At 67.3% G+C, this 21302-nt stretch carries 18 protein-coding genes; 6 read left to right on the top strand and 12 right to left on the bottom strand.

Features of this window, described 5'->3' with window-relative positions; all coding sequences use genetic code 11:
- Positions 1 to 56: 56 nt before the first annotated feature.
- The 3 genes from ABZ942_RS01805 to ABZ942_RS01795 are packed head-to-tail and all read right to left on the bottom strand — an operon-like array spanning position 57 to position 2260.
- Entirely contained in the window at positions 57 to 584 is a 528-nt protein-coding gene (locus ABZ942_RS01805; RefSeq protein WP_357378030.1) for a GNAT family N-acetyltransferase, read from the bottom strand.
- 52 nt (positions 585 to 636) lie between these two features.
- The gene (locus ABZ942_RS01800; RefSeq protein WP_357378028.1) at positions 637 to 984 is read right to left on the bottom strand and encodes a hypothetical protein; all 348 of its coding nucleotides are present in this window, start codon (positions 982 to 984) and stop codon (positions 637 to 639) included.
- Positions 985 to 1033: 49 nt separating this feature from the next.
- Positions 1034 to 2260, bottom strand: a complete 1227-nt coding sequence (locus ABZ942_RS01795; protein WP_357378026.1) for an ATP-binding protein — start codon at positions 2258 to 2260, stop codon at positions 1034 to 1036.
- 250 nt (positions 2261 to 2510) lie between these two features.
- Here ABZ942_RS01795 and ABZ942_RS01790 point away from each other — a divergent pair, with 250 nt between their 5' ends.
- Positions 2511 to 2858, top strand: coding sequence for a hypothetical protein (locus tag ABZ942_RS01790; RefSeq protein ID WP_357378024.1), 348 nt, complete (start codon positions 2511 to 2513; stop codon positions 2856 to 2858).
- 148 nt (positions 2859 to 3006) lie between these two features.
- On the opposite strand, the gene ABZ942_RS01785 is transcribed toward ABZ942_RS01790, so the two are convergent.
- The 6 genes from ABZ942_RS01785 to ABZ942_RS01760 form a co-directional block, all read right to left on the bottom strand.
- Positions 3007 to 4041, bottom strand: a complete 1035-nt coding sequence (locus tag ABZ942_RS01785; protein ID WP_357378022.1) for an S-adenosylmethionine:tRNA ribosyltransferase-isomerase — start codon at positions 4039 to 4041, stop codon at positions 3007 to 3009.
- Positions 4038 to 4733 (bottom strand): SDR family oxidoreductase, encoded by a 696-nt coding sequence (locus ABZ942_RS01780; protein WP_357378020.1) that lies wholly within the window; start codon positions 4731 to 4733, stop codon positions 4038 to 4040. The genes ABZ942_RS01785 and ABZ942_RS01780 overlap by 4 nt, the downstream gene beginning before the upstream one ends.
- A gap of 97 nt (positions 4734 to 4830) precedes the next feature.
- Positions 4831 to 6963: an NAD-dependent DNA ligase LigA gene (gene ligA, locus ABZ942_RS01775; RefSeq protein ID WP_357378018.1), complete on the bottom strand. Its 2133-nt coding sequence runs from the start codon at positions 6961 to 6963 to the stop codon at positions 4831 to 4833.
- Between the two features lie 100 nt (positions 6964 to 7063).
- Positions 7064 to 8098 carry a methionine synthase gene (locus tag ABZ942_RS01770; protein ID WP_357379325.1) on the bottom strand — a complete coding sequence of 345 codons (1035 nt, stop codon included), beginning with the start codon at positions 8096 to 8098 and terminating at the stop codon, positions 7064 to 7066.
- A 207-nt stretch (positions 8099 to 8305) separates the two neighbouring features.
- Positions 8306 to 9427, bottom strand: coding sequence for a tRNA 2-thiouridine(34) synthase MnmA (gene mnmA / locus ABZ942_RS01765; RefSeq protein WP_357378016.1), 1122 nt, complete (start codon positions 9425 to 9427; stop codon positions 8306 to 8308).
- A complete protein-coding gene (locus ABZ942_RS01760; RefSeq protein ID WP_357378014.1) occupies positions 9427 to 10656 on the bottom strand; it encodes a cysteine desulfurase family protein in 1230 nt (409 codons plus the stop codon). The genes mnmA and ABZ942_RS01760 overlap by 1 nt, the downstream gene beginning before the upstream one ends.
- A 249-nt stretch (positions 10657 to 10905) precedes the next feature.
- Between ABZ942_RS01760 and ABZ942_RS01755 the strand changes: the two genes are divergently transcribed.
- Entirely contained in the window at positions 10906 to 11253 is a 348-nt protein-coding gene (locus tag ABZ942_RS01755; protein WP_357378012.1) for a DoxX family protein, read from the top strand.
- Positions 11254 to 11352: 99 nt separating this feature from the next.
- Here ABZ942_RS01755 and ABZ942_RS01750 read toward each other — a convergent pair whose 3' ends face one another.
- Both ABZ942_RS01750 and ABZ942_RS01745 read right to left on the bottom strand, forming a co-directional pair.
- Positions 11353 to 14733, bottom strand: coding sequence for a BTAD domain-containing putative transcriptional regulator (locus tag ABZ942_RS01750; protein ID WP_357378010.1), 3381 nt, complete (start codon positions 14731 to 14733; stop codon positions 11353 to 11355).
- 150 nt (positions 14734 to 14883) lie between these two features.
- A complete protein-coding gene (locus ABZ942_RS01745; protein WP_357378009.1) occupies positions 14884 to 15219 on the bottom strand; it encodes a WhiB family transcriptional regulator in 336 nt (111 codons plus the stop codon).
- A 248-nt stretch (positions 15220 to 15467) separates the two neighbouring features.
- On the opposite strand from ABZ942_RS01745, the gene ABZ942_RS01740 reads away from it, so the two are divergent.
- Both ABZ942_RS01740 and ABZ942_RS01735 read left to right on the top strand, forming a co-directional pair.
- Entirely contained in the window at positions 15468 to 15827 is a 360-nt protein-coding gene (locus ABZ942_RS01740) for a hypothetical protein (protein WP_357378007.1), read from the top strand.
- A gap of 168 nt (positions 15828 to 15995) precedes the next feature.
- Positions 15996 to 18470, top strand: coding sequence for a LuxR C-terminal-related transcriptional regulator (locus ABZ942_RS01735; RefSeq protein ID WP_357378005.1), 2475 nt, complete (start codon positions 15996 to 15998; stop codon positions 18468 to 18470).
- A gap of 20 nt (positions 18471 to 18490) precedes the next feature.
- Here the strand turns inward: ABZ942_RS01735 and ABZ942_RS01730 are convergent, their stop codons facing one another.
- On the bottom strand, positions 18491 to 18901 hold the full coding sequence (locus ABZ942_RS01730) for a hypothetical protein (protein ID WP_357378003.1): 411 nt from the start codon (positions 18899 to 18901) through the stop codon (positions 18491 to 18493).
- Positions 18902 to 19111: 210 nt separating this feature from the next.
- On the opposite strand from ABZ942_RS01730, the gene ABZ942_RS01725 reads away from it, so the two are divergent.
- Both ABZ942_RS01725 and ABZ942_RS01720 read left to right on the top strand, forming a co-directional pair.
- Positions 19112 to 20875, top strand: a complete 1764-nt coding sequence (locus ABZ942_RS01725) for an alkyl sulfatase dimerization domain-containing protein (RefSeq protein WP_357378001.1) — start codon at positions 19112 to 19114, stop codon at positions 20873 to 20875.
- 50 nt (positions 20876 to 20925) lie between these two features.
- The gene (locus tag ABZ942_RS01720; protein WP_357377999.1) at positions 20926 to 21300 is read left to right on the top strand and encodes an SHOCT domain-containing protein; all 375 of its coding nucleotides are present in this window, start codon (positions 20926 to 20928) and stop codon (positions 21298 to 21300) included.
- Positions 21301 to 21302: the final 2 nt, after the last annotated feature.

Below are 21302 nucleotides of genomic sequence, written 5' to 3'. Positions count from 1 at the left end.
GCGCACGCGCCGAACAGAAACGAACGGCCCGCCGCGCCGTCATGTCCCGTTGGGCGTCAGTTCGCCAGGTCCAGGCGGAGGACGGTGAGGAGTTCGCCTGCGGGGGTGTGCCAGTCGCGGTCGGGGGTGGGGATGAAGCCGAAGCGGTCGTAGATGCGGCGGGCGTCGGTCATGGCGGGCATCGTGGTGAGGGCTACGGCTTGGAAGCCTTCCGCCTTGGCGATGTCGATCACGGTGCCTACCAACGCGGTTCCCGCGCCGAGCCCGCGCGCCGACTTCGATACGGCGAGCATGCGGAACTCGAGTTCGCCGGGCCGTGCGATCTCCGCGTACGGAGTGCCGGGACGAGCGACGGTGAGCGATCCGGCGATCCGATCGGCGTGCGTGGCCACCAGGAGTTGTGCGGACGCACCGCGCTGCGCGGTATCCGCCAGCTCGGCCGCGTACGGGGTGTCCGGGCGAACAAAACCTTCGCCGACATAGACCTCGACGGTGAGCTCGCCGATCGCCGCGTACTCGTCCGGGCGGGCCGCCCGGATCACCAAATCCTTGTTCGCGGCACCGATACCTGCCTTCGCATCCATACCTGGCATCGTGCCATCCGACGTAGAACGGTCTACGTCACACATGCCTTGGTCAGGATCCGAGACTCGGGCGGGCGCCGGGATGCACGATCTGCCAGCGTTCCGGCTTGCCCGCCGGGTAGGCGACGGTGATGAGATCGCCGATCGACGGCCACGCGTTGACGTCCCAGGCGAAGCGCCCGTAGACGACGGTCCCCTGCACCGTCGGGCCGGTCACCGTGCCGGTGATGGTCACGAACTGCTCGCCGACCAGGTCGTCCGGCCGCGGGCTCACGCCGGTGACGTAGAGCGTGCCGGTTTCGCCCTGCGCGGGCCGAAAGCCGCCGCGGCCGCGCAGATAGACCGCGACCACCCCGACGAGGGCGACGATCATGACCAGCAGCATTCCGAACTCCAGCATTTCCCTATGCTATTGCGCCCGGCAGGCAACCTCGCACATCCACCGGTCGCTACACCGTGGCGAGCTCGCTGGTGCCGTGTTCGGTGCGGCGAACCTGCCAGACCACGCTGCGAGTGCGCGAGGACCGCCCGTTGCCGCGATCGATCAGGGCGCGATTGTTCGTGGTGTAGATCAGTTGGGCGCCATGGGAATTGGTTTCCGGGTTCTGGAACAGCTGAATCAGCCGGTCGGTCTCCTCGGCGGGCAGCTGCGCGCCGATGTCATCGATGGCGAGGACGCGGCCGGAGTCGAGGGCGTCCAGCATGGTGGGCAGCACGCGCAGCAGCGACTGGGTGGCGGCGGATTCGTCGGTGATGTCGAACGGGTTGGCGATGCCGTCGTGCACCAGGCCCAGACCGACACCGCGCCGGGCCACCATCCGCGCGTACAGCGCGTCCCTGGCGGCCTTCAGGTTGGTCAGCTCGCGCTCGAGCAGCACGGGCGTGAAACCGTTCTCCCGCAGCAGCCGGTCGGCGAAATCGGGCGAGGTGGCGCACAGTTCGATCTGCTTGCCGAGCGCGGCGATGTCGGCGTCCAGGTCGCGCAGGTAGTCCGCGTACATCGGATCGTTCTCCGCGATGAGCAGATCGGTGATGCCGAGTTCGGCGGTGCGCAACAGCATGAGCAGCCGTGCCGCGTTCTCCGGCGACCGGGAGATGTGCCCGCCGAGCCGGTGCGCGATGGCGGCCGGGTCGGCCGGACCGAGCTGCACCTCCAGCATCGACTCGAACCAGCGGTAGGCGGGCACCAGCGCGTCGGCGTACATCTGCCCGGCGAGGCTGAGCAGCAACGCATTCGGGCGCACCAGCGGCACCAGCGCGGCGATCCCGTAGCGTGCCGCCTCGAACATCGGCCCGATCTTGATCTGTTCGCCGTTGCGCTCGAACACGATTCGCTTGCGCGAGCGCGGCTGGGTGTAGAGCCACTCGGCCGTCACGTCGGCGTTGTCGAGCCGGAAACCGTAGGTGTAGGGCACCCCCTCGGCGACGAAGCCCGCCACGAATTCCGAAGGGCGGTCCGGGAATCCGAGATGCGGCGACCGTGCCGGTCCGGCGTAGGGATCCCAGCCGGTCACCGAGTGCAGCACCGCGTCACGCATCTGCCCGAGCGCGTCGATCAGGTTCGTCTTGCCCGCCGCGGCGGCACCGTGGATGGCGGTCACCGGCACCGCGACCGGTCCACCGCCCTTGGTCAACCGCAATTCCTGCCCCTCGGCCAGCGATCTGTGATTCGTCACCTGAAAACTGCGCAGCATCCCGACATCCTTTCGTCCCCGTCGGCGCGCCGCGACAGCAGGGCTTACCCGTAGGTACTGCGGGCAAGCCCGAAAAGGATTCATAGCCAATGCGCATAGGGCAGGCATTGCCGGTTGGCGCGGACTGATCCCCCGACAAAGACGCTGGTTACGGGTTAGCATGCTGGACGCCACGACTTGTTCGTGTGCCGTTATTGCTGGAAACGTTCGAAACTGATGGGTAACGATAGGTATGACGGTTCGTCGTCTTGTAGTCCGAAGCTCCGTCGCCGCCGCTATCGGCTTGGGGTCGATAGTGGTCGTCGCGCCGCAGGCCGTCGCCGAGACCTGTCCGGACGGCTCGGCTCGCATCTTCTTCGCCAATGCCGCACCCAGCTGTCAAACGGGGAGCGCGAGCTACAGCACGGAGACGATCGCGAAGGTGTGCTCGATGACCGGGGCGGATGTCGTCGCCGAGGCCACCTACCTCAATGCCAAGAAGAAGCCGGTCACCACCCGGCTCGACCTGAGCAATGGCACCTGCGGGCGATTCGTCATCGCGGGCCAGCAGAGCGCCACCGTCTCCGTCACCCCGAACTGACGACTGCGGCGCACTCTTTCGCACACCACCTCGGATCATCGCCCGCTGTCGCGCGCGATTCAGCGTGCCGCGCACGGAATTGCCAGCAATTTCGTGCGCGCGAGGTGACAACGCGCGCGCCGTGGACCGACGACGTGGTTGATCTGGTTCACCGTGCGCGCAGGAGCAAGGCGCTGTCGCCGAACTCGTGCCAGAGATACCCGGTGTCCAACGCCGCTGAATAGGCCGTGTGGACGGTGTTCTCACCTGCCACCGCGACCAGCAGGTCCAGGTGCGAAGCGCCGGGTGCGTGCCAGCCGGTGATCAGCCCGTCGACCACCTGGGCCGGGCGAGCGTCGCCGAGGACCAGTTCGGTCCAGCCGTGCGCCGGATGAACACGGCCCGTTGCGTCGGCAACAGTCTCCAGGGCACGGGTCACCGTGGTGCCGACCGCGATGATGCGCCCGCCCGCGGCCTTCGCGTCGTTCACCGTGCGGGCGGTCGACTCCGAGACAACGAAGCGTTCCGGGCTCGGCGGTTCGCCCGCCTCCGGCGAGGACACGCCGGTGTGCAAGGTGATCGGTGCGATCCCGACACCGGCGGCAATCAGATCGAGAACTAGACGCTCAGTGAACGGCCTTGCCGCGCTGGGCATTTCCGCACTGCCCGGGATACGGCCGAAGACGGTCGAGTAGTAAGACGCGGACCATCGTTGCGGCACATAGGAATAGGTGATCGGGTAGCCGTAAACCTCCAGCAGGCAACGCGGATCGGTGGTGACGTCGATGACCCACAGGCGGCGCGCACCGGCCAGCCAAGGTTCGCGGAGGGTGGCTCGCGCACCTTCCGGCAGCTGGATGATCATGCCTGCCGAAAGCTCGTGCGCGGGATAGGGAGTACGTGCGGTGGTGCGAACCTCCACCACCCAGCCGCCGTCGTCCAGCCACGTCGCGAAGTGCAGGGCGATCGGCTTGCCCGTCATCCGGCCATCGACGGCCGCGGCGAGCGTTGCCGAATTGTTCACCACCACAAGGTCACCCGGCCTCAGGTGCCGCGGCAGTTCCCGGAATTGCGCGTGGGTGAGGCGGTCGCCGGCGACGAGCAGGCGGACCTCGTCGCGGGCCAGTCCGCGCGCCTCCGGCGGGGCGACGGCATTGCGTTCGGGTGGCAGGACGAACGAGCGCTGCGCCAGCGTGACCGTCATGAGACGCGGCCCACCGCGAAATCGGTTGCGGCGTAACGCGCGTTCTTGGGTTTCTCGGCCAGCAGTCGCAGCAGCGCGGGCACTACCATGTCGGGTTCCGGCCGGTCGGAGATGTCGTCGCCGGGGAAGGCCGCCTGGTGCATCTCGGTCCGCATGTCGCCCGGATCGAACGCGTAGATGGACAGCTCAGGATGCTCGGCGCCCAGGATGGCGGTGAGCTGATCGAGCGCGGCCTTCGACGAACCATAGCCGCCCCATTCGGGATACGGCTCGATCGCGGCGTCGGAGCTGATGTTCACCACGCTGCCGCCCGGCGCCAGCAGCGGGAGCGCGAACTGCACTATCGCGAGCGGACCGAGGACATTCGTCCGGTAGACCAGCTCCAGTTCGTCTAGCGGATAGTCGGCAAGCCGGACCAGCGGGCTCGGTCCGAGCCTGCTGGCGTTGTTCACGATCAGCGCGAGTTGCCCTGCGTTCCTTGCTGCTTCGGCCAGCAGTGCGCGATGCGCCGGATCGGTCACGTCACCGGGTATCGCAATGAACGCGGTGCCGAGTTCCTCGGACGCGCTCGCCAATCGTTCGCCCCGGCGGGCGGTGCCGATCACTCGCCACCCGCGTTGCACGAGTGCGCGACTGAGCGCCAGCCCGAAGCCGGCGGACGCGCCGGTGATCAGTGCGGTGGGACGAGCCATGAGAACCTCCTGGTAGTTGCCTACCGCTCCATCCTCATACCTGAAGCGAAGTTCAGGTCAAGCACTGTTCGCCGACGGGCGAATCCCACCTGCTCGCTTACTCTTCCGCTTCGGCATCCTCGCTCGCCGCGGCGGGCGTCACCGCCTCCGGGCCGGACGCCAGCAGCAACCGGAACCCGTCCTCGTCGAGGATCGGCACGCCGAGCTCCTCCGCCTTCGCGGCCTTCGTGCCCGGCGAGTCACCGATCACCACGAAGGCGGTCTTCTTCGATACCGATCCCGCGGCCTTGCCGCCGCGAATCAGGATCGCCTCCTTGGCGCCGTCGCGGGAAAACCCTTCCAGCGAGCCGGTTACCACGATCGACAGGCCTGCCAGGGTGCGCTCGATGGACTCGTCGCGTTCGTCGGCCATCCGCACGCCCGCGTCGCGCCACTTGTCCACGATCTCGTGATGCCAGTTGACGGTGAACCATTCCGCGACCGCGGCGGCGATGGTGGGTCCGACGCCGTCGGCGGCGGCCAGTTCCTCGGCCGAGGCCTCCTGGATCCGATCGAGGCTGCCGAATTCGCGCGCGAGCACCCGGGCCGCGGTGGGACCGACGTGCCGAATGGACAGCGCGACGAGCACCCGCCACAGCGGCCGGCTCTTGGCCGTGCTCAGGTTTTCCAGCAGCCGCTTGCCATTGGCCGACAGTTCGCCGTCCTTGTTGGCGAACAACGTGGTGGTGAGCAGTCTTTCTTCATCGAGGTCGAACAGGTCGCCCTCGTCGGTGATCGCGCCCGACTTCAGCAGATCATTGGCGGCCTCATAGCCGAGCGACTCGATATCGAACGCGCCGCGACCGGCGACATGGAACACCCGCTCCCGCAGCTGCGCCGGGCAGAACTGCTGGTTGGGGCAACGGATGTCGACGTCGCCCTCCTTTTGCGCCGCCAATTCGGTGCCGCACGCCGGGCAGTGCGTCGGCATCACGAATTCGCGCTCGGCGCCGGTGCGCGCGTCGACCACCGGGCCGAGCACCTCCGGGATCACGTCGCCCGCCTTGCGGATGGTGACCGTGTCGCCGATCAGCACGCCCTTGCGCTTGACCTCCGAGGCGTTGTGCAGGGTGGCCATCGCGACCGTCGAGCCCGCGATGGAGACCGGCTCCATCACCGCGAACGGGGTGACCCGGCCGGTGCGGCCGACGTTCACCTCGATGTTCAGCAGTTTGGTGGTCGCCTCTTCCGGCGGGTACTTGTAGGCGATCGCCCAGCGCGGGGCCCGCGAGGTGGCGCCGAGGCGACGCTGCAGCGCCATCTCGTCGACCTTGATCACCTGGCCGTCGATCTCGTGCTCGATATCGTGGCGGTGCACGCCCCAGTACTCGACGCGTTCGATGACGGCGTCGATGCCCCGCACCAGCTTGGTGTGCTCGGACACCGGCAGACCCCATGCGGCGAGCGCGCGGTAGGCCTCGTGCTGCGAGGCCGGGGTGTAGCCCTCGATGCGGCCGAAACCGTGGCAGATCATCCGCAGCCTGCGGCGCGCGGTGACCGACGGGTCCTTCTGCCGCAGCGAGCCCGCCGCGGTATTGCGCGGATTGGCGTACGGCGGTTTGCCTTCGGCCACGATCGCCGCGTTGAGCGTCTCGAAATCCGCGAGCCGCATGTACGCCTCGCCGCGCACCTCGAGCAGCGTGGGGAGCGGAAACTCGTCGGTCGGCGTCAGCTCGCCGGGGATGTCCTCAATGGTGCGGGCGTTGAGCGTGACGTCCTCGCCGGTGCGCCCGTCGCCGCGGGTGGCGCCGCGCACCAGCCGCCCGTTCTCGTAGACCAGGTTGAGCGCGACACCGTCGATCTTCACCTCGCACAGATAGTGCAGATCGGTCCCTGTCTCGACCTCTACGCGGCTCGCCCAGGCGCGCAGCTCGTCGAAGTCGAACACGTTGTCCAGCGACAACATCCGCTCGAGGTGATCGACCGCGGTGAAGTCGGTCGCGAACCCGCCGCCGACGAGCTGGGTCGGCGAATCGGGGGTGCGCAGATCGGGATGCGCCTCCTCCATCGCCTGCAGCTGCCGCAGCAGCGTGTCGAACTCACCGTCGGTGATGATCGGTGCGTCCCGCACGTAGTAGCGGAACTGATGCTCGCGCACCTCGTCCGCCAGTCGCTGCCACTCGACGCGCTGCTCCGCCGTCGCCGGGGCCGCCGCGCTCGCGTCACTGTTCACCGCACCGCTGTCACTCACCCAACGCACATTAGCGGAGCCCACCGACATCTCCCGGCAGTGTTCGCGCACGTCGCAGCACTGGATGGCCGCGATGACCGCGCGAGGCACGGCGAGCGGGTCAGGCGATGCCCGACGGCTCCTCGAAGGTGAGCGATTCGGGGTCTTCGGCGTAGGCGCGGGCGACCTCGGTGGCCAGGCTGACGGCCTTGCGGGCCCAGGTCAGCGGCGCGTTGCCGAGGCCGCAGGCGGGGCTGACCAGGACCTGGGTGGCCAGGGTGGTGCGGGCGAAGCCGAGGCGATCGATGAGGCGGACGCCGGGTTCGGCGATGTCGCGCCAGGTCGGCGGGGTGGCGGGCGCGGTGGTGGGGACCAGGCCGAGAACCAGATGTTTGCCGGCGTCGAGGATTTCGCCGATGCTGTCGAGATCGCGGGTGGCGATGGTGGCGATGTCGAATCCGATTGCGGCGGCGGTACTTCGACGGAGGAAGGCGAGGGCGGGCGGTTGGGCGCAGCTGTGAATGAGCACCGGCGCGGACTGCGTGCCGATGACGGTGTCCAGGATGGTGAGGGCTTCGGGTTCCGGCATCGAGCGAACGCTGTCGAGCATGCTGACGCCGCTCAGCGAGCCTTCGAGGACTGCGGTCAGTGACGGTTCATCCAGTTGCAGAACGACTTCCGCGCCGAGTCGTTTGCGGACCTCGGCGACGTGGTTGGCCAGGCCCTCGGCGAGGGATTCCGAAAGGTCGCGCAGCGCACCGGGATCGGTGACGGCGAGGTGTCCGCTCGGCAGCTCGACCTGCGCCGCGAGCGTGAGCGGACCGGCCACCTGCAGCTTGATCGGTCGACCGGATCCCGCCGATCCCGCTGTCTCCCAGGCTTCTTCGAGCGCGTCGAGGTCGCCGCGGAGCAGATCGCGGGCCCGCCGCGATACTCCCCCCGGCCGCGGCGCGAGCCGGTATCCCCGGGTGGTGGTGTCGAATCGCATGTCGACCAGCAGCGCCGACATCCGGCCGATCATGTCCGCGCCCGCGCCGCGGCTCGGCAGTTCCGCCAGATGTGGCAGATCCGGCAATTCGCCGAGCACGGTGGTGGCGGCCTCGCGGGAATCGGCGCCCGGCCAGGAACCTACCCCGGTCGCGATCCCGCCGCGCAATCCGGACTTGTCCTCGGCGTCGCTCGCTCGGTCGATTTCTGTGCCTTTCGCGTTCTGGTACACCGTTGTCCGCTTCCTCAGTCGATCGTGGTGCGCCACCGGATGCCCGGTCGCGGTCAGATCAGTGTGCGCGGCAGGCGGATTCGCCGACCACCCGCCAGGCGGACGACCACGCCGCCCTGCATTCTCGGCACGCCGGCGCGGGGTTCACCGCGTGGCGGCGGACTCCACGTCGCTGCCGAGCGCGCCGTCGACGCCGTCGGTACCGGAGATGGTTCCGCTGCCGATCACCAAGTCCCCCAGCTCATCCGGGCGATACAGCACGACCGCCTGGCCGCGCGCGACGCCGGTCAGCGGCTCGCGCAGCCGTACCGACAGTCCCGCGCCGACGGCCTCGGCAATCGCGGGCGCCGTGCCGCCGTGCGCGCGCACCTGCACGACGCACTCGATCGGCCCGTCCGGTGCGGCACCGGAGGTCCAGATCGCGCGTTCCGCATCGATGCCCCACACCTGCAGGTCCTCGACCGAGCCGACTCGGACGGTGCCGGAGTCGGGATCGATGCCGGTCACGTAGCGCGGCTTACCGTCGGCTGCCGGGCCCGGCAGCCCGAGTCCCTTGCGCTGACCGATGGTGAACCCGTGCACGCCTTCGTGATCCGCGAGCTTCTGACCGTTGGCATCGATCACCGCACCCGGCCGGATGCCGATCTTCGCGCCGAGAAACGCCTGGGTATCGCCGGACGGAATGAAGCAGATGTCGTGGCTGTCCGGCTTGTTCGCGACGGCCAGCCCACGCTCGGCGGCCTCTTCGCGGATCCGTGGCTTCGGGGTGTCGCCGACCGGGAACATGGCGCGCGACAGCTGCTGTGCGTTCAGCACCGCGAGCACGTAGGACTGGTCCTTGTCGGCGTCGACGGCCCGGCGCAGCACGCCGTCGTCGAGCCGTGCGTAATGACCGGTGACCACGGCGTCGAAGCCGAGCGCGAGCGCGCGATCGGCCAGAGCGGAGAACTTGATCTTCTCGTTGCAACGCAGGCACGGGTTCGGCGTCTCACCGGCCGCGTAGGCGGCGACGAAATCGTCGATCACGTCTTCCTTGAAGCGATCGGCGAAATCCCAGACGTAGAACGGGATGCCGAGCACATCGGCGGCCCGCCGGGCGTCGCCCGCGTCCTCCTTGGAGCAGCAGCCACGCGACCCGGTCCGCAACGTGCCCGGCGACGCGGACAGCGCGAGATGCACGCCGACCACCTCGTGACCAGCGTCGACCGCACGTGCCGCCGCCACCGCGGAATCAACACCACCACTCATCGCGGCAAGTACTCGCATCAAACACCTCCCTTCGCACCGGCCAGGCCCGCGGCCCTGGCCCGATCGACAACCTGGGGCAGGACACCCAACAGCGCGTCCACGTCGGCGCGAGTCGAGGTGTGCCCCAATGAAAAGCGCAGCGACCCGCGGGCCTGCCACTGTTCGACACCCATCGCGATCAACACGTGGCTCGGCGACGCGACGCCCGCGGTACACGCCGATCCGGTCGAACATTCGATCCCCGCCGCGTCCAGCAGCATCAGCAGCGAATCGCCTTCGCAGCCGGGGAAAGTGAAGTGCACGTTGCCCGGCAATCGCCGCTCGCCGGGGGCGCCGTTGAGCACCGCGTCCGGCTCGATGGCGAGCACGCCGTCGATCAGCGCGTCCCGCAACGCGGTCAATTCCGCAGTGCGGGTGGGCAATTCCACCGCCGTCTGGTGCAGCGCGGTGGCCAGGCCGACCGCGGCCGCGGTATCCGAGGTGCCGGAACGCAGGTCGCGTTCGTGCCCGCCGCCGTGCAGCAGCGGCACACAGGGCACCTGCCTGCCGAGCAGCAGCAGGCCGACGCCGTGCGGCCCGCCGACCTTGTGTCCGGCGAAACTGGCCGCCGACAACCCGCTCGCGGCGAAGTCGATCGGCAACTGCGCCGCCGCCTGCACCGCGTCGCTGTGCATGGGTACGCCGAATTCCTGTGCCACGGCGGCCAACTCGCCGATCGGCTGGATGCTGCCGACCTCGTTGTTCGCCCACATGACGGTTACCAGCGCGACATCATCGGGATCGGCCGACAGCGCGGCCCGCAGCGTCCGTGGCGAGACGATGCCCTCGGCGTCCACCGGCAGCCAGGTGACCCTGGCCCCTTCGTGCTTCTCCAACCACTCGACCGCGTCGATCACCGCGTGATGTTCGACCGAGCTGACGATGATCCTGGTCCGGCGCGGGTCGGCATCCCGGCGCGCCCAGTAGATGCCCTTGACCGCCAGATTGTCGCTCTCGGTCCCACCGGAGGTGAAGATGACCTCCGAGGGCCGGGCGCCCAGATCCGCCGCGATCGACTCACGCGCCTCTTCCAGCGTCCGCCGGGCGACGCGACCCGACCCGTGCAGCGACGACGCGTTACCCGCCATCCCGAGCGCAGCCGTCATCGCCTCGATGGCGGCAGGAAACATCGGAGTGGTGGCCGCATGATCGAGGTAGACCGTATGGGCCGCCGCTGTGTGGACCGGACCCGAAAAAGCCGCCTTCATGACCAATAAAGCCTATCCCAGCCTTGACCTGCGCATCTTGGGGGTGCCCCCTCGCTGCCTACGTTTATCTTCGACTCACCCACGATGCGCAACCCGGTGACCGCCTTCCGGTATTCCCGGAACCCGCGTGTCCAGGGCCCGCGTGTCTCGTTCGGATCGGCCGTGCGGTGTCGATGTCACACCTGCGGGGGCAGCGTCGTCTACCAGGCAACCAGGCAGACAAGCTGCCGCAGAACAAAGGATGCACCAATGGACGTCGCCTACTACATCGTCGGTGTACTCGCTGCCCTGTGGATCGGCTTCTCGGGCTACTCGCTGGCCGCGCAGAAGCAGTTCGTGGTCGAACCGCTCGAGCAGTACGGGGTGCCGCGCTCGTGGTGGAACTGGCTGGCCCTTGCCAAGTCGGCGGGAGCGCTCGGATTGATCGTCGGCTTCTTCGTGCCCGCACTCGGGATCGCGGCAGCGGTGTGCTTGATCACGTACTTCCTCGGCGCCTCGGCCACCGCCATTCGGGCACACTCGTACCAGACCGCGATCTTCCCGGTGCTGTATCTGGTCCCGGCCGCCATCACTCTTGCGCTGCAACTCGCTCGGTAGTGCGGACAACGACCAGCAAAGCAGCCGCAGGCCATCGGCCTGCGGCTGCTTTGTGGGCGCCGCGAAATGCGAGAACTCACCCGGGGCCCCACGCAAACGTCAGCGGATTGCGAGTTGGGCGCGAGGTTCGTCGCCGGCATTACGGGGAACGGGGTTGGGGCGCGGAGCGAGCGAGTCGAGCGCGGTGTGGATGCGGCGCAGCCCGGTGGCGGCGCGGGCACGCAGTGTGTCGGCGGTGTCGGTGTTGCCAACGAGGTCGGCCAGGTCGGCGAGCAGATTGTCGAAATGGCCGAAAAACGCTGCACCGGTATCGAATCCGATGAGGGTACCGGAGTACGGCAGCAGGGTTTCGAACAGTTCACGCGACGCTTCGACCTCACCGAGGGCGACCGCGGCAGTGGCGCGGAAGGCACACATCAGTTGCCAATGAAAGTCGCGCCGCACCACAGCATGTTCGCGGAACAGCGCCCTGGCCCGCGCCTCGTCACCGGCGTGCAGCAGGGCGACGACATACAGTTGCGCCACGCGATCGGGATCAGCGGCGTACAGCGGCGTCAGCCGGTCCAGCAGGCCGGAGATGTCGCTGCGAGCCCAGCCGACGGTGAGCGCGCCGACGAGCCGAACCGCTTCCGCGTGCACGACGCCGGCCTCGGCCATCCGGGCGACGAACCGCCGATACTTGCGCTCGGCTTCGGGCAGGTCCCCGCGCAGCACCTCGACCACCGCGGCGAAGGACAGCAAGACGTCGGGCAACGGGCGCGGGCGATCGTCGCAGGCACAGTCGAGCGCACTGGCCGCATGCCTGCTCGCCGCGGGCAGATCGGTGTCCTGGCAGGCCGCCAGAAAATACAGGTAGTGCGCCAACGCCTGATAGTCGAGCAGCCCCGCGGCACGCGCGACACCGAGCAGTTCATTCGCGACGGGGCGCCAACCCGACGCGGTGGCCGAATCGGTGATCGTATACGCGATGGCATTCAGTGCGGCGCAGACCAACTCGGGATCACCGGTGCTGCGCGCGAGGCGCAGCGCCTGCTCGGCGCGCTCGCGCATCAGCGGACTCTCATCGGCCGATTCGATGACCAAGGTGATCAGCAGGGAAACCTGCTCCTGCACCGAATCGGCGTGTGCCAGTGCTGATTCCAGCGCATGCAACAGATGACTATCGACCGTGCACCAGTCCCGGGCACCCCAGATAACCGGTGGCATCCGGCAGGTCAGCGCGCGCACCACGAGACGTTCGTCACCCAGTTCTTCGGCGAGGTCGAGCGCTCTCCTGCGAACGACGCGCACCTGCGCGGCCTGGCCGTCGTGCGCCAACGCGGCGGCGAACCCGCACAGGGTCTCGAACAGCGCCAGCCGATCGTCTCTGGGAACGACTCGCGTCGAATGGCCGGCGAGTTCGTGCAGTTCGACGGCAGTTTGCCAATAACCGGCGGCGTCGGCCCAGGATTCCTTGCGGTCATATCTGCGAGCCACCGCGACAACGTGGTGCAGCGCATGCGCGGCCGTAGCCCTGGTCGCACCCCGGGCGGCGTGGTACGCCAGTAACTGCGCCTCGGCGAGATCGGCGGATCGCTCGTCGATCCGCGCTTCCAGGAATTCCAGTGTGCTCCAGTGCATTCGACCGCGCCGCAGTGGCGAAATGCTGTTGTACACCGTGTCCTGCACCAAGGCCTGATCGAGGGCGATCCGTTCCCGGTGGTCGAATCCGGTCAACCCGGCCGCGGCGGCGGCATCGATGAGATCGACGAGCGCCTCCTCGGCGACGCCGCAGAGTCCGACGAGCGTGTCGAAGTCGATCTCCCTGCCCCACACCGCAATGTACTGCAGCACGGTCAACATCCCCTCCGGCATCTGCTCGATCCGATCGATCAGCACCGCGCGAATGTTCTCCGGCAGTCCCCGTGAATCCCCGCGCGCCGCTATCCGTTTCGACAGTTCGCGGATGAAGAAGGGGTTGCCGCCGGTCCGTTCATGCAAAGTCTGTAGTGCTTCACGGTCGATCGTCGCGAGACCGGCGTCCTGAGCGACCTGGCGAGTACCCGCCAGGTCGAGCCCCGCCAATTCCACCCGCTCGGTCATCCGATCGGCCAGCGCCGCTTCCGTGGCACGCAGGGCGGGTGACAGGTCGAGGTCGCGCACCGTGACGATGACCAGGACGGGTTCGCGCTGCAGCCAGTTGGCCAACTGCCGCAGCACCTGCAGCGTCGCCTCGTCCGCCCGCTGAGCGTCCTCCACAACGATGGCGACCGGGCTGTTCACCACGAGTTCCCGGCATCGCCCGGTTACCGCCTGCACAATCGTGAACGGATCGACGTGGTCACGCGATGCCGCCGCGAGGGCGGGCGCACCGCCGAGCCCGGCCAGAATCTCGGTCCACGCCCAAGCCGGCGGTGCGCCGTCGACATCGGGGCAGCGGCCGATGGCAGTGGTCCACCCGTCGGTGCGGAGATTCGCGGCGACCGAGGTCGTGAGGGTGGTCTTGCCCGCGCCCGCCGCCCCGACCAGCCAGGTCAATCGCAGTCCGGAATGCCGAGCCTCCGCCGCGGTGGCGTAGAGGGCGGATCGCTGCTGCGGATAGAACGTCGGCTCGGAACCTGATTCGGCCGTACCCGACGGCAGGTTGCGCGGGGACGGCTCGGCACGGCGGCCGGATGTCGGCAAAAGTAGTGGCGTGGTCGTGCGATCACCCAGGTGATCGGGCTGCACGCTTTGCTTCAGGATCGCCGATTCGAGGTCATTCAGCCTCGGTCCAGGATCGATGCCGAATTCCGAACGCAGGAACTCCCTGGCCCGGCGAACGGTAGCCAATGCCTCCACCTGTTGTCCGAGTCGATATTGCGCCGAGGCCAGCAATCGAACGCTTTCTTCGCGTCCGGGATGTTCTTCGACCTGTTGGCGTAGCACGGCAATGACCTCGCCGAGCCTGCCGAGTTCCAGTGCCGCTTCGGCACGCATCTCGGTTGCCGTGATCCGTAAATCGGTTAGTCGTGATACCTCGGCTGTCGCCCATGATGCGCCGGAAAAGGATTCGAATGCGGCGCCATGCCAGCAATTGAGCGCCTCGTCGAGCAGCCGATAACGCTCCAGCGGCCCAGGCCGGTCGACTGGATCGTGTACCCGCTGTTCGTACTGGCGCATCTGTGCCTCGAACCGCCACGCATCCACACTTCCGACTTCCAGCCGGAGGGCATAACCGCCGCCTTCCGACACCAGAATTCGCGCCGCCGTCCTCGGTCTTCGAGAAGGTTCGAGTACGCGTCGCAAGTTATGGATCTGCACCTGCAGCACAGCGGGTGCATGCGATGGCGGATCACCCTCCCACACATCCTCGACCAGGCGGTCACTGCCGATGACCCGACCTCCGGCCAGCACCAATCGCCCGAGCACCGATCGCTGCCGACCGGCACCGATTCGGGCGGTCCGACCACCGAGAGAAACCTGCAGCGGGCCGAACACTTGAACCTGTGGCTCCGTCATGACACGACGTCCCTCCAACCGTCGGGATATCCACACCATCAATTAATTCGAAGAACATTCGGTAAATTACCGTCAAGTATCCGAATCTACAAACCGGATCGATCGGGCAGCGTTCAGCAAACTAGTTGGCGGACAACGCCATCCGCAGATTCAGACCGGGATCTCGGCAAATCCGCACAGCACGCAGGTGCGGCCGGACCGCACCGATTGGATGATCCGCCAGCACCGCACGCAGCGCCGCGGATGGGATCGTTCGTCCGCGATGTTCCGCAATACCGCGCCCCCTTCCCGGTCGCCATCAATCCATACCCCGGCGGCTATCCCACGCCGCTGGGCTATCTGCAGCGCGTGGGCGGCACAGTCGGCGACAACCGGACAGCGACGGCAGTAGGCCAGCGCCTGTCGCGGGTCGCCTTTCGGCGGCGCCGCGGGATGAAAGATCCCCGGCGCGGCCCCCTGACATGCGGCCCGTTGTCGCCAGCTCATTCGACCACCTCCTATTCGATTCCCCGGTGTCCCCGACAGCGGCTGTCCCGGAGCGAAATTTCCCGGATTCGCCCATCCGGAATGCCGCTACTGTATTCGCGGAAGCCACCGGTTACGCAATAGCCGCGAATTACGAAAAGGTATCGAATTGAATCGGAAGTCGGCGGGAAGAAATTCGAAAGGAATTCGGAAGTGCGGCGGCGGATAATTGTCGCAACATATTTCTTCGACTCGCAGGAGCGCACCCGATGCCTACACCTTCGACCATCGAAACCGCACACACGATCCCCGCAACACAGTCGAGGACGAACGCCTGTCGCGCATCGATCCTTGTGCTGCTGGTCGGCTCGGAGTCGCCGTCCGCGGTGTTCGCCGAATACCGCACGAACTGCACGTCATCCGACGATTCGGCGCCAGCGACCGACACGCCGGAACCCGACCTGCTCGGACTGTACCGTGATCGCGACGGCGATATCTGGCAGAAGACCGACGACGGCTGGCGACTGCGCAGGCAGCACGGCGTCGCCGTCGACGACGCATCGCTCTGGGAATGGATGGGCGGCCACGTGCGGGACTACGGGCCATTCGTTCCGCTGACAGCGGAGTAATCGACACGGTGTTCCGGTCATGCCGTTCCGGCCCCGGCCGGAACACCGTGCGATCATCCGGAAAGTCGATCTTGATCTATTCGAAAGTGCCCCGGAAGTGCCGTGCCGGAAACTATGCGGGCCGATCGGGCGCTGGCCGATCGCACGATTCGAGGGAAGCCGATGACAATGGGACCGAAATTGTTACAGACTGCCATTCCGACTTTCGCATTCACACCTATCGCCCGGCCCGAGCTGTATGACCGACTCGACGCGGCTTTGGCCACGTCGCAGGGGCACGCCCTACTGATCTCGGCGCCGGCCGGCAGCGGGAAAACCGTGCTGATCGCCGATTGGCTCGACAACCACCTGCGCCCGGCGCAGCCGGAAACGGACGTGCGATGGCTGACGGTGACCAGGCGCAATGCCGGGGCGGCCACGCTGCGGGCGGTGCTGCGACGCCCAGCCGTCGAGCACCCGGTGGTGCTCGTCATCGACAACGCGCATCTGATCACCGAACCACCCGCGCTCGCCTACCTGGAATACGTGCTCGCGCACCTGCCTTCGACCACCACCGCGGTGATCTCGGCGCGCTACGCACCGCCGTTGCGCTGGCATGCCGTGGAACTTCCCGGACTCGTATCCTTCTTGGGCACAACGGATCTCGCGTTCACCGGGGACCGTGCGAAGCAGCTGTGCGATGAACACAATTGCCTGCTCACCGATGCCGAGCTCGGCACCGTCATGGACCTGACCCACGGCTGGCCCGCGCTCGTGCGGATCGCGGCGGGGCAGGTCGGCGCCCATCATGATCGCCAGACCGCGCTGGCCGCGCTCGCCGGGACACCGCGCGCGGTCGCCGATTTCCTGCTCGGCGAGTTCATCGACGAACTGCCCGAACAGGTTCGGCGGTTCGTCGTCGACACCAGCATCCCGACGACCTTCACCGCAGCCCTTGCCGAACAGCTCACCGGGCTCGACGCCCATCAGATTCTGGACGGATTGCTCCGGATCAATTTCCCGATCATGCACACCGCGCACGACGGCGAGCTTTGGTTCAGCTATCACCCGATGTTGCGCACCCACCTGCTCGCCGAGGCCCGCTACAGCGCCGCCTATACCGAGGTACACCGCCGCACGGCCGACTGGTATTCGGCGATGAACATGCCGATGTCGGCCCTGCCGCACGTGCTGGCGGGCACACCGGCCGACCTGTTGCGCTTTCTGCGCGAGACGGCGCTGCGCGTCGTGCTCGCCGGCGCAGGCGCCGGCTTGTTCCAGCAGCTCGAGCACGCGGCGGTGCTCCCGGCGGACGACCCGTATCTGTGGGCGCTGCGGGCGATCGACGCGCTCGAACGGCACGATGTCACTGCGGCTGTCACCCATCTGGATCTCGTCTGCCAACGCACCCCGGACAGCGAGACCATCGCGCCCCGAGGCTGGATCGTGCCGTTGACACTCGCCGCCACCGCGGCCGCCGCCGTCGCCAGCGGCGCCGGTCTCGCCGAAATACTGCTGCCCGAACCACTTCCGATCACCGGGCAACCCGATATCGACGCCTACGTGGCCATCGAGGCCGCCGCGGTCCTGGTGGCGCGCGGCGATCTCACCGGCGCCAGACAGCTGCTACGGCGCGGCCTGGCGCTGGCGAAATGTGTCGGCAATCACCGGCTGGTCGTGCGGTCCACTGTTCGTCTTGCGGTCGTCGCCGCTATCCGCGGCGGTATCACGGTGGCGCGCGACACCGCCAAAAGGGCAGCCGACACCGCGAACGCCCATCACCACGGCGCATCTGCCGATGCCGTTGCGGCGGCATCGATTTCGTCCTACGTCAGCTTTCTGCGTGGCGAGCACGTCACCGATCCTGCCGAACCCGCGAAGCAGCTGCGGTGCGCCGGACTCATCGCCGGACTGCACGCATTCGATGCCGCCGCGGACAAGCGCGCCGCCGCGGAATCGTTGCGCGCGAACATGATGCGGCTGCTCCAGCAGGCCCGCGCACTGCCCGCGGTCGCCGATCTGCTCCTGCCTCAGGTGGTCCGTGCGCTGCTCGAGGTAGACGATGCGCGCACCGTGCGAACGCTGGTCGATCAGGCCGGCGCGGTGCTCGGCCACAGCGTCGGGGTCATCCTCGCCGGGGCCACTGTGGCCGCGCACACGAATCATCCGAAAACCGTTCTCGGCCTTGTCGAACCAGTCCTCACGGACGCCGACTCCACGCACCAGGTGCACATGATCACCGCCCTGCTGCTCACGGCCGCCGCGCAGGCCACACTGGCGAATCCATTGTCTGCCAAGGCCGCGGTCGAATCGGCCTTGCGCGCAGCCTGCCCAGAACACCTCGTCCGGCCGTTCCTCGACATCCCCGGAATCATCGAGTTGCTCGACGCGCACACCGGAACCTTCGGCAGGCACAACAGATTCGCCGACGAGATCCGCCGGCATCCGGCCGTCCGGCGCGACGATACGCAATCGCGCCTCACCGCGACAGAACGCCTGGTGCTTGCGCAGCTGCCGTCCGGACGGACAGCCCAGCAGATCGCGGAAGGTCTCGGCGTATCGATCAATACCGTCAAAACGCATCTGCGCGGGATCTACAGCAAGCTCGGCACCAGCTCCCGTGCCGAAACCCTGATCCTGGCCCGCCGCACCGGCCTGCTCTGATCGGGCGGCAGGCCGATCGGTCAGGCCCGATCCGGCCGCCAGGTGGCGACGGCCCAGATCACGACGACGTCGAGCACGATGATCAGAATCGACCACGCCGGGTAGTAGGGCAGCGACAGGAAGTTCCCGATGATCGACAGTGCGGCGACGACGATGGCCGAGACCCTGGCCCAGCCCGCACCGAGCATCAATCCGATCGCGCAGATAGAAAGCAGGACGCCGAGCACGGTGTGGGTCCACCCCCACGACGTCGTGTCGAATCGGTAGATGTAGTCGAAGCCGACGACGTAGAGCTGATCGGCGACGATCGCCGAAATGCCCTGCAGAATAGAGATCACGCCCACGGTGAGCAGCAGTACGGCCGCCGCGATGGAGGTGCCCGCGGCGGCCGCGTGGCGCACCGGGTGGTCGATGTCCGACTCGTGTGTCATGGATCGTCCCTTCCTGAACGGTTCGGTGGACCTCTCCGAATCTGCTCCCTCCGCGTCGTCGGCACCTCGCCCGTCACGGATGACTCTGCCGGTAGGCCTGCGTCTGCGCCGAGGTCGGCACGAATTCATCCGTAACGGGCGAGGAAATCGGTAGCCCGCGGCGGCACTGTCGATAGCGCATCGTCCGAATCGACAGAAGTGGAGCGGCACATGCTGGCCTACCGTGACCTGCTCGGCACGCTCGAACCCTGTGTGATCACCAATGCGGACGATGCCGTGGTCTGGGAGATGGAGTCCTTCGGTTTTCTGGCAGGCGCCCGCCCCGCCACCGTCCATCCCGGCTTGTGGCGGTTGAGCCGTCGCGCCGCACGCCACGGCCTCTACCAGGTGTGCGAGGGCATCTATCAGGTGCGCGGTTTCGACGTGTCGAACATGACGCTGGTCGAATCCGATCACGGCGTGATCGTCATCGACCCGTTGACGAGCGCCGAAAAAGCCGCCGCCGCACTGCGGTTGTACCGCAGGCATCGCGGTGAGCGGGCAGTCGTCGCCGTGGTCCATACGCATCCGCATGGCAGCCACGGCGGCGGCGTGCTCGGTGTCGTCGACGCAGACACGACCATCTCTGTCATCGCGCCGGCGAACTTCCGGAAGGCGGTGGCGCAGACCGTGTCCGCAGCGCCGGCGGTGCTGCGACGCGGCGCCTACTGCTCGGGCGCCGCGCTGCCGCACGGGCCGCGCGGCAGGATCGACATCGAAGAGACTGCCGACCCTGTCGTCCCGGCTCCGTACCTACTCGCACCGACGCTCGAGATTGCCGACACCGGAATGGACGAAGAGATCGACGGCGTCCGGATGATCTTCCAGGTCGTGCCGGGCACCGACGGCCCCTCCGAGATGAATGTCTTCTTTCCTTGTGCCCGAGCACTGTTCATGGGCGAACAGGTCGGGCAGAGCATGCACGATGTGGTGCCGCTGCGCGGCGCGCACTCGCGCGACGCGCGGGCGCGGTCGCGCGGTATCGCCGAGGCGATCGCATTGTTCTCGAGCGATGTCGACGTTGTCTTCGCGGCGCACCACTGGCCGACCACCGGCCGGGCCGAAGCGCTCGCGTTCTTGCGCGACCACCGCGACATGTATGCCTACCTGCACGACCAGACGGTGCGGCGAATCAATCAGGGCTACACCGGAATCGAGATCGCCGAGGAGCTGCGCCTGTCACCACAGTTGACGGCGCAGTCACATACCGCGGGCTGGTCGGGCTCGACCAACCAGAATGTCAAGGCGATCTACCAGCACTACCTCGGCTGGTACGACGGCAATCCCGCACATCTCTGGCAGCATCCGCCACGAGCACAGGCGGCGCGCTATGTCGAACTACTCGGTGGCGTCGAGGCCGCGGTGCGCAAGACCCGTGAGTTCGCCGCGGCCGGTGACCTCAGATTCGCCGCGGAACTCGGCAGCCACGCGGTTTTCGCCGCCCCGGACAACACCGATGCCCGCACCGCGCTGGCCGCTGTCTTCGAGCGGCTCGGCTACGGTGCCGAATGCGTGACGTGGCGTAATTGCTATCTCAGCGGCGCTGCCGAATTGCGTTACGGCCGTGGGCATCCGGCTCGGCACCGCAGCAACGGCATGGCACCGGCCCTGAGTATCACGCAACTGTTCGACACCATCGCCTCGACCATCGACGGACCGCGGGCGTGGTCCCAGCGGCTGAGCATCCGCTGGGTGTTCACCGACTCCGCCGAGATCTACCACATGGAGCTGAGCAACGGCGCCCTCATCCATCACCCGGCGCGGCAGCCATGGCCGGTGGATCTGGAGGTGACATTGACCAAACCCGGCCTGCTCGAACTGCTCGACACCGGTTCGCTCGACCACCTGCACACCTCGGGCGATATCGCGGCGTGGTCGCGGCTGCTCGCATCGACCGATGCGGCCGACCCCGATTTTCCGATCGTCACCCCATAGCCGATGCGCACTCGCGACATCGGCCCGGCGCCCAACGAAGGGTTAGCACCATGTCTTTTTGGGATTTCCTGTGGTTCAGCATCATGACATTCTTGTTCGTTGCGTACCTGATGATTCTCTTCTCCATCATCTCCGACCTGTTCCGTGACCGCGATACATCCGGATGGGCAAAGGCGCTATGGGTGGTCTGTCTACTCGTCCTCCCCTTTGTGACCGCACTGGTCTATCTGATTACCCGCGGCAATTCCATGGCGGAACGGCGTGGCGCCGATCGCCTGCGCTACTACGAAGCCGAGAACGAATACATCAGAACTGTCGCAGGAATCGACTCCTCGTCACAGATCGCCACTGCGAAGAAACTGCTCGACAACGGCACGATCACCGACGAGGAATTCAAACGGATCAAGGAAACGATCCTGCCCTAGCC

Source organism: Nocardia sp. NPDC046473 (genome assembly GCF_040645995.1).
Taxonomy (GTDB): Bacteria; Actinomycetota; Actinomycetes; order Mycobacteriales; family Mycobacteriaceae; genus Nocardia.
The sequence above is the reverse complement of the archived record's forward strand: the minus strand, read 5'-3'. Positions and strand labels throughout refer to the sequence as shown.

Coding starts and splice junctions, on each gene's coding strand:
- ABZ942_RS01805 (WP_357378030.1), bottom strand. CDS start 584: ATGGATGCGAAGGCAGGTATCGGTGCCGCGAACAAGGATTTGGTGATC.
- ABZ942_RS01800 (WP_357378028.1), bottom strand. CDS start 984: ATGCTGGAGTTCGGAATGCTGCTGGTCATGATCGTCGCCCTCGTCGGG.
- ABZ942_RS01790 (WP_357378024.1), top strand. CDS start 2,511: ATGACGGTTCGTCGTCTTGTAGTCCGAAGCTCCGTCGCCGCCGCTATC.
- ABZ942_RS01785 (WP_357378022.1), bottom strand. CDS start 4,041: ATGACGGTCACGCTGGCGCAGCGCTCGTTCGTCCTGCCACCCGAACGC.
- ABZ942_RS01780 (WP_357378020.1), bottom strand. CDS start 4,733: ATGGCTCGTCCCACCGCACTGATCACCGGCGCGTCCGCCGGCTTCGGG.
- mnmA (WP_357378016.1), bottom strand. CDS start 9,427: ATGCGAGTACTTGCCGCGATGAGTGGTGGTGTTGATTCCGCGGTGGCG.
- ABZ942_RS01760 (WP_357378014.1), bottom strand. CDS start 10,656: ATGAAGGCGGCTTTTTCGGGTCCGGTCCACACAGCGGCGGCCCATACG.
- ABZ942_RS01755 (WP_357378012.1), top strand. CDS start 10,906: ATGGACGTCGCCTACTACATCGTCGGTGTACTCGCTGCCCTGTGGATC.
- ABZ942_RS01750 (WP_357378010.1), bottom strand. CDS start 14,733: ATGACGGAGCCACAGGTTCAAGTGTTCGGCCCGCTGCAGGTTTCTCTC.
- ABZ942_RS01745 (WP_357378009.1), bottom strand. CDS start 15,219: ATGAGCTGGCGACAACGGGCCGCATGTCAGGGGGCCGCGCCGGGGATC.
- ABZ942_RS01740 (WP_357378007.1), top strand. CDS start 15,468: ATGCCTACACCTTCGACCATCGAAACCGCACACACGATCCCCGCAACA.
- ABZ942_RS01735 (WP_357378005.1), top strand. CDS start 15,996: ATGGGACCGAAATTGTTACAGACTGCCATTCCGACTTTCGCATTCACA.
- ABZ942_RS01730 (WP_357378003.1), bottom strand. CDS start 18,901: ATGACACACGAGTCGGACATCGACCACCCGGTGCGCCACGCGGCCGCC.
- ABZ942_RS01725 (WP_357378001.1), top strand. CDS start 19,112: ATGCTGGCCTACCGTGACCTGCTCGGCACGCTCGAACCCTGTGTGATC.
- ABZ942_RS01720 (WP_357377999.1), top strand. CDS start 20,926: ATGTCTTTTTGGGATTTCCTGTGGTTCAGCATCATGACATTCTTGTTC.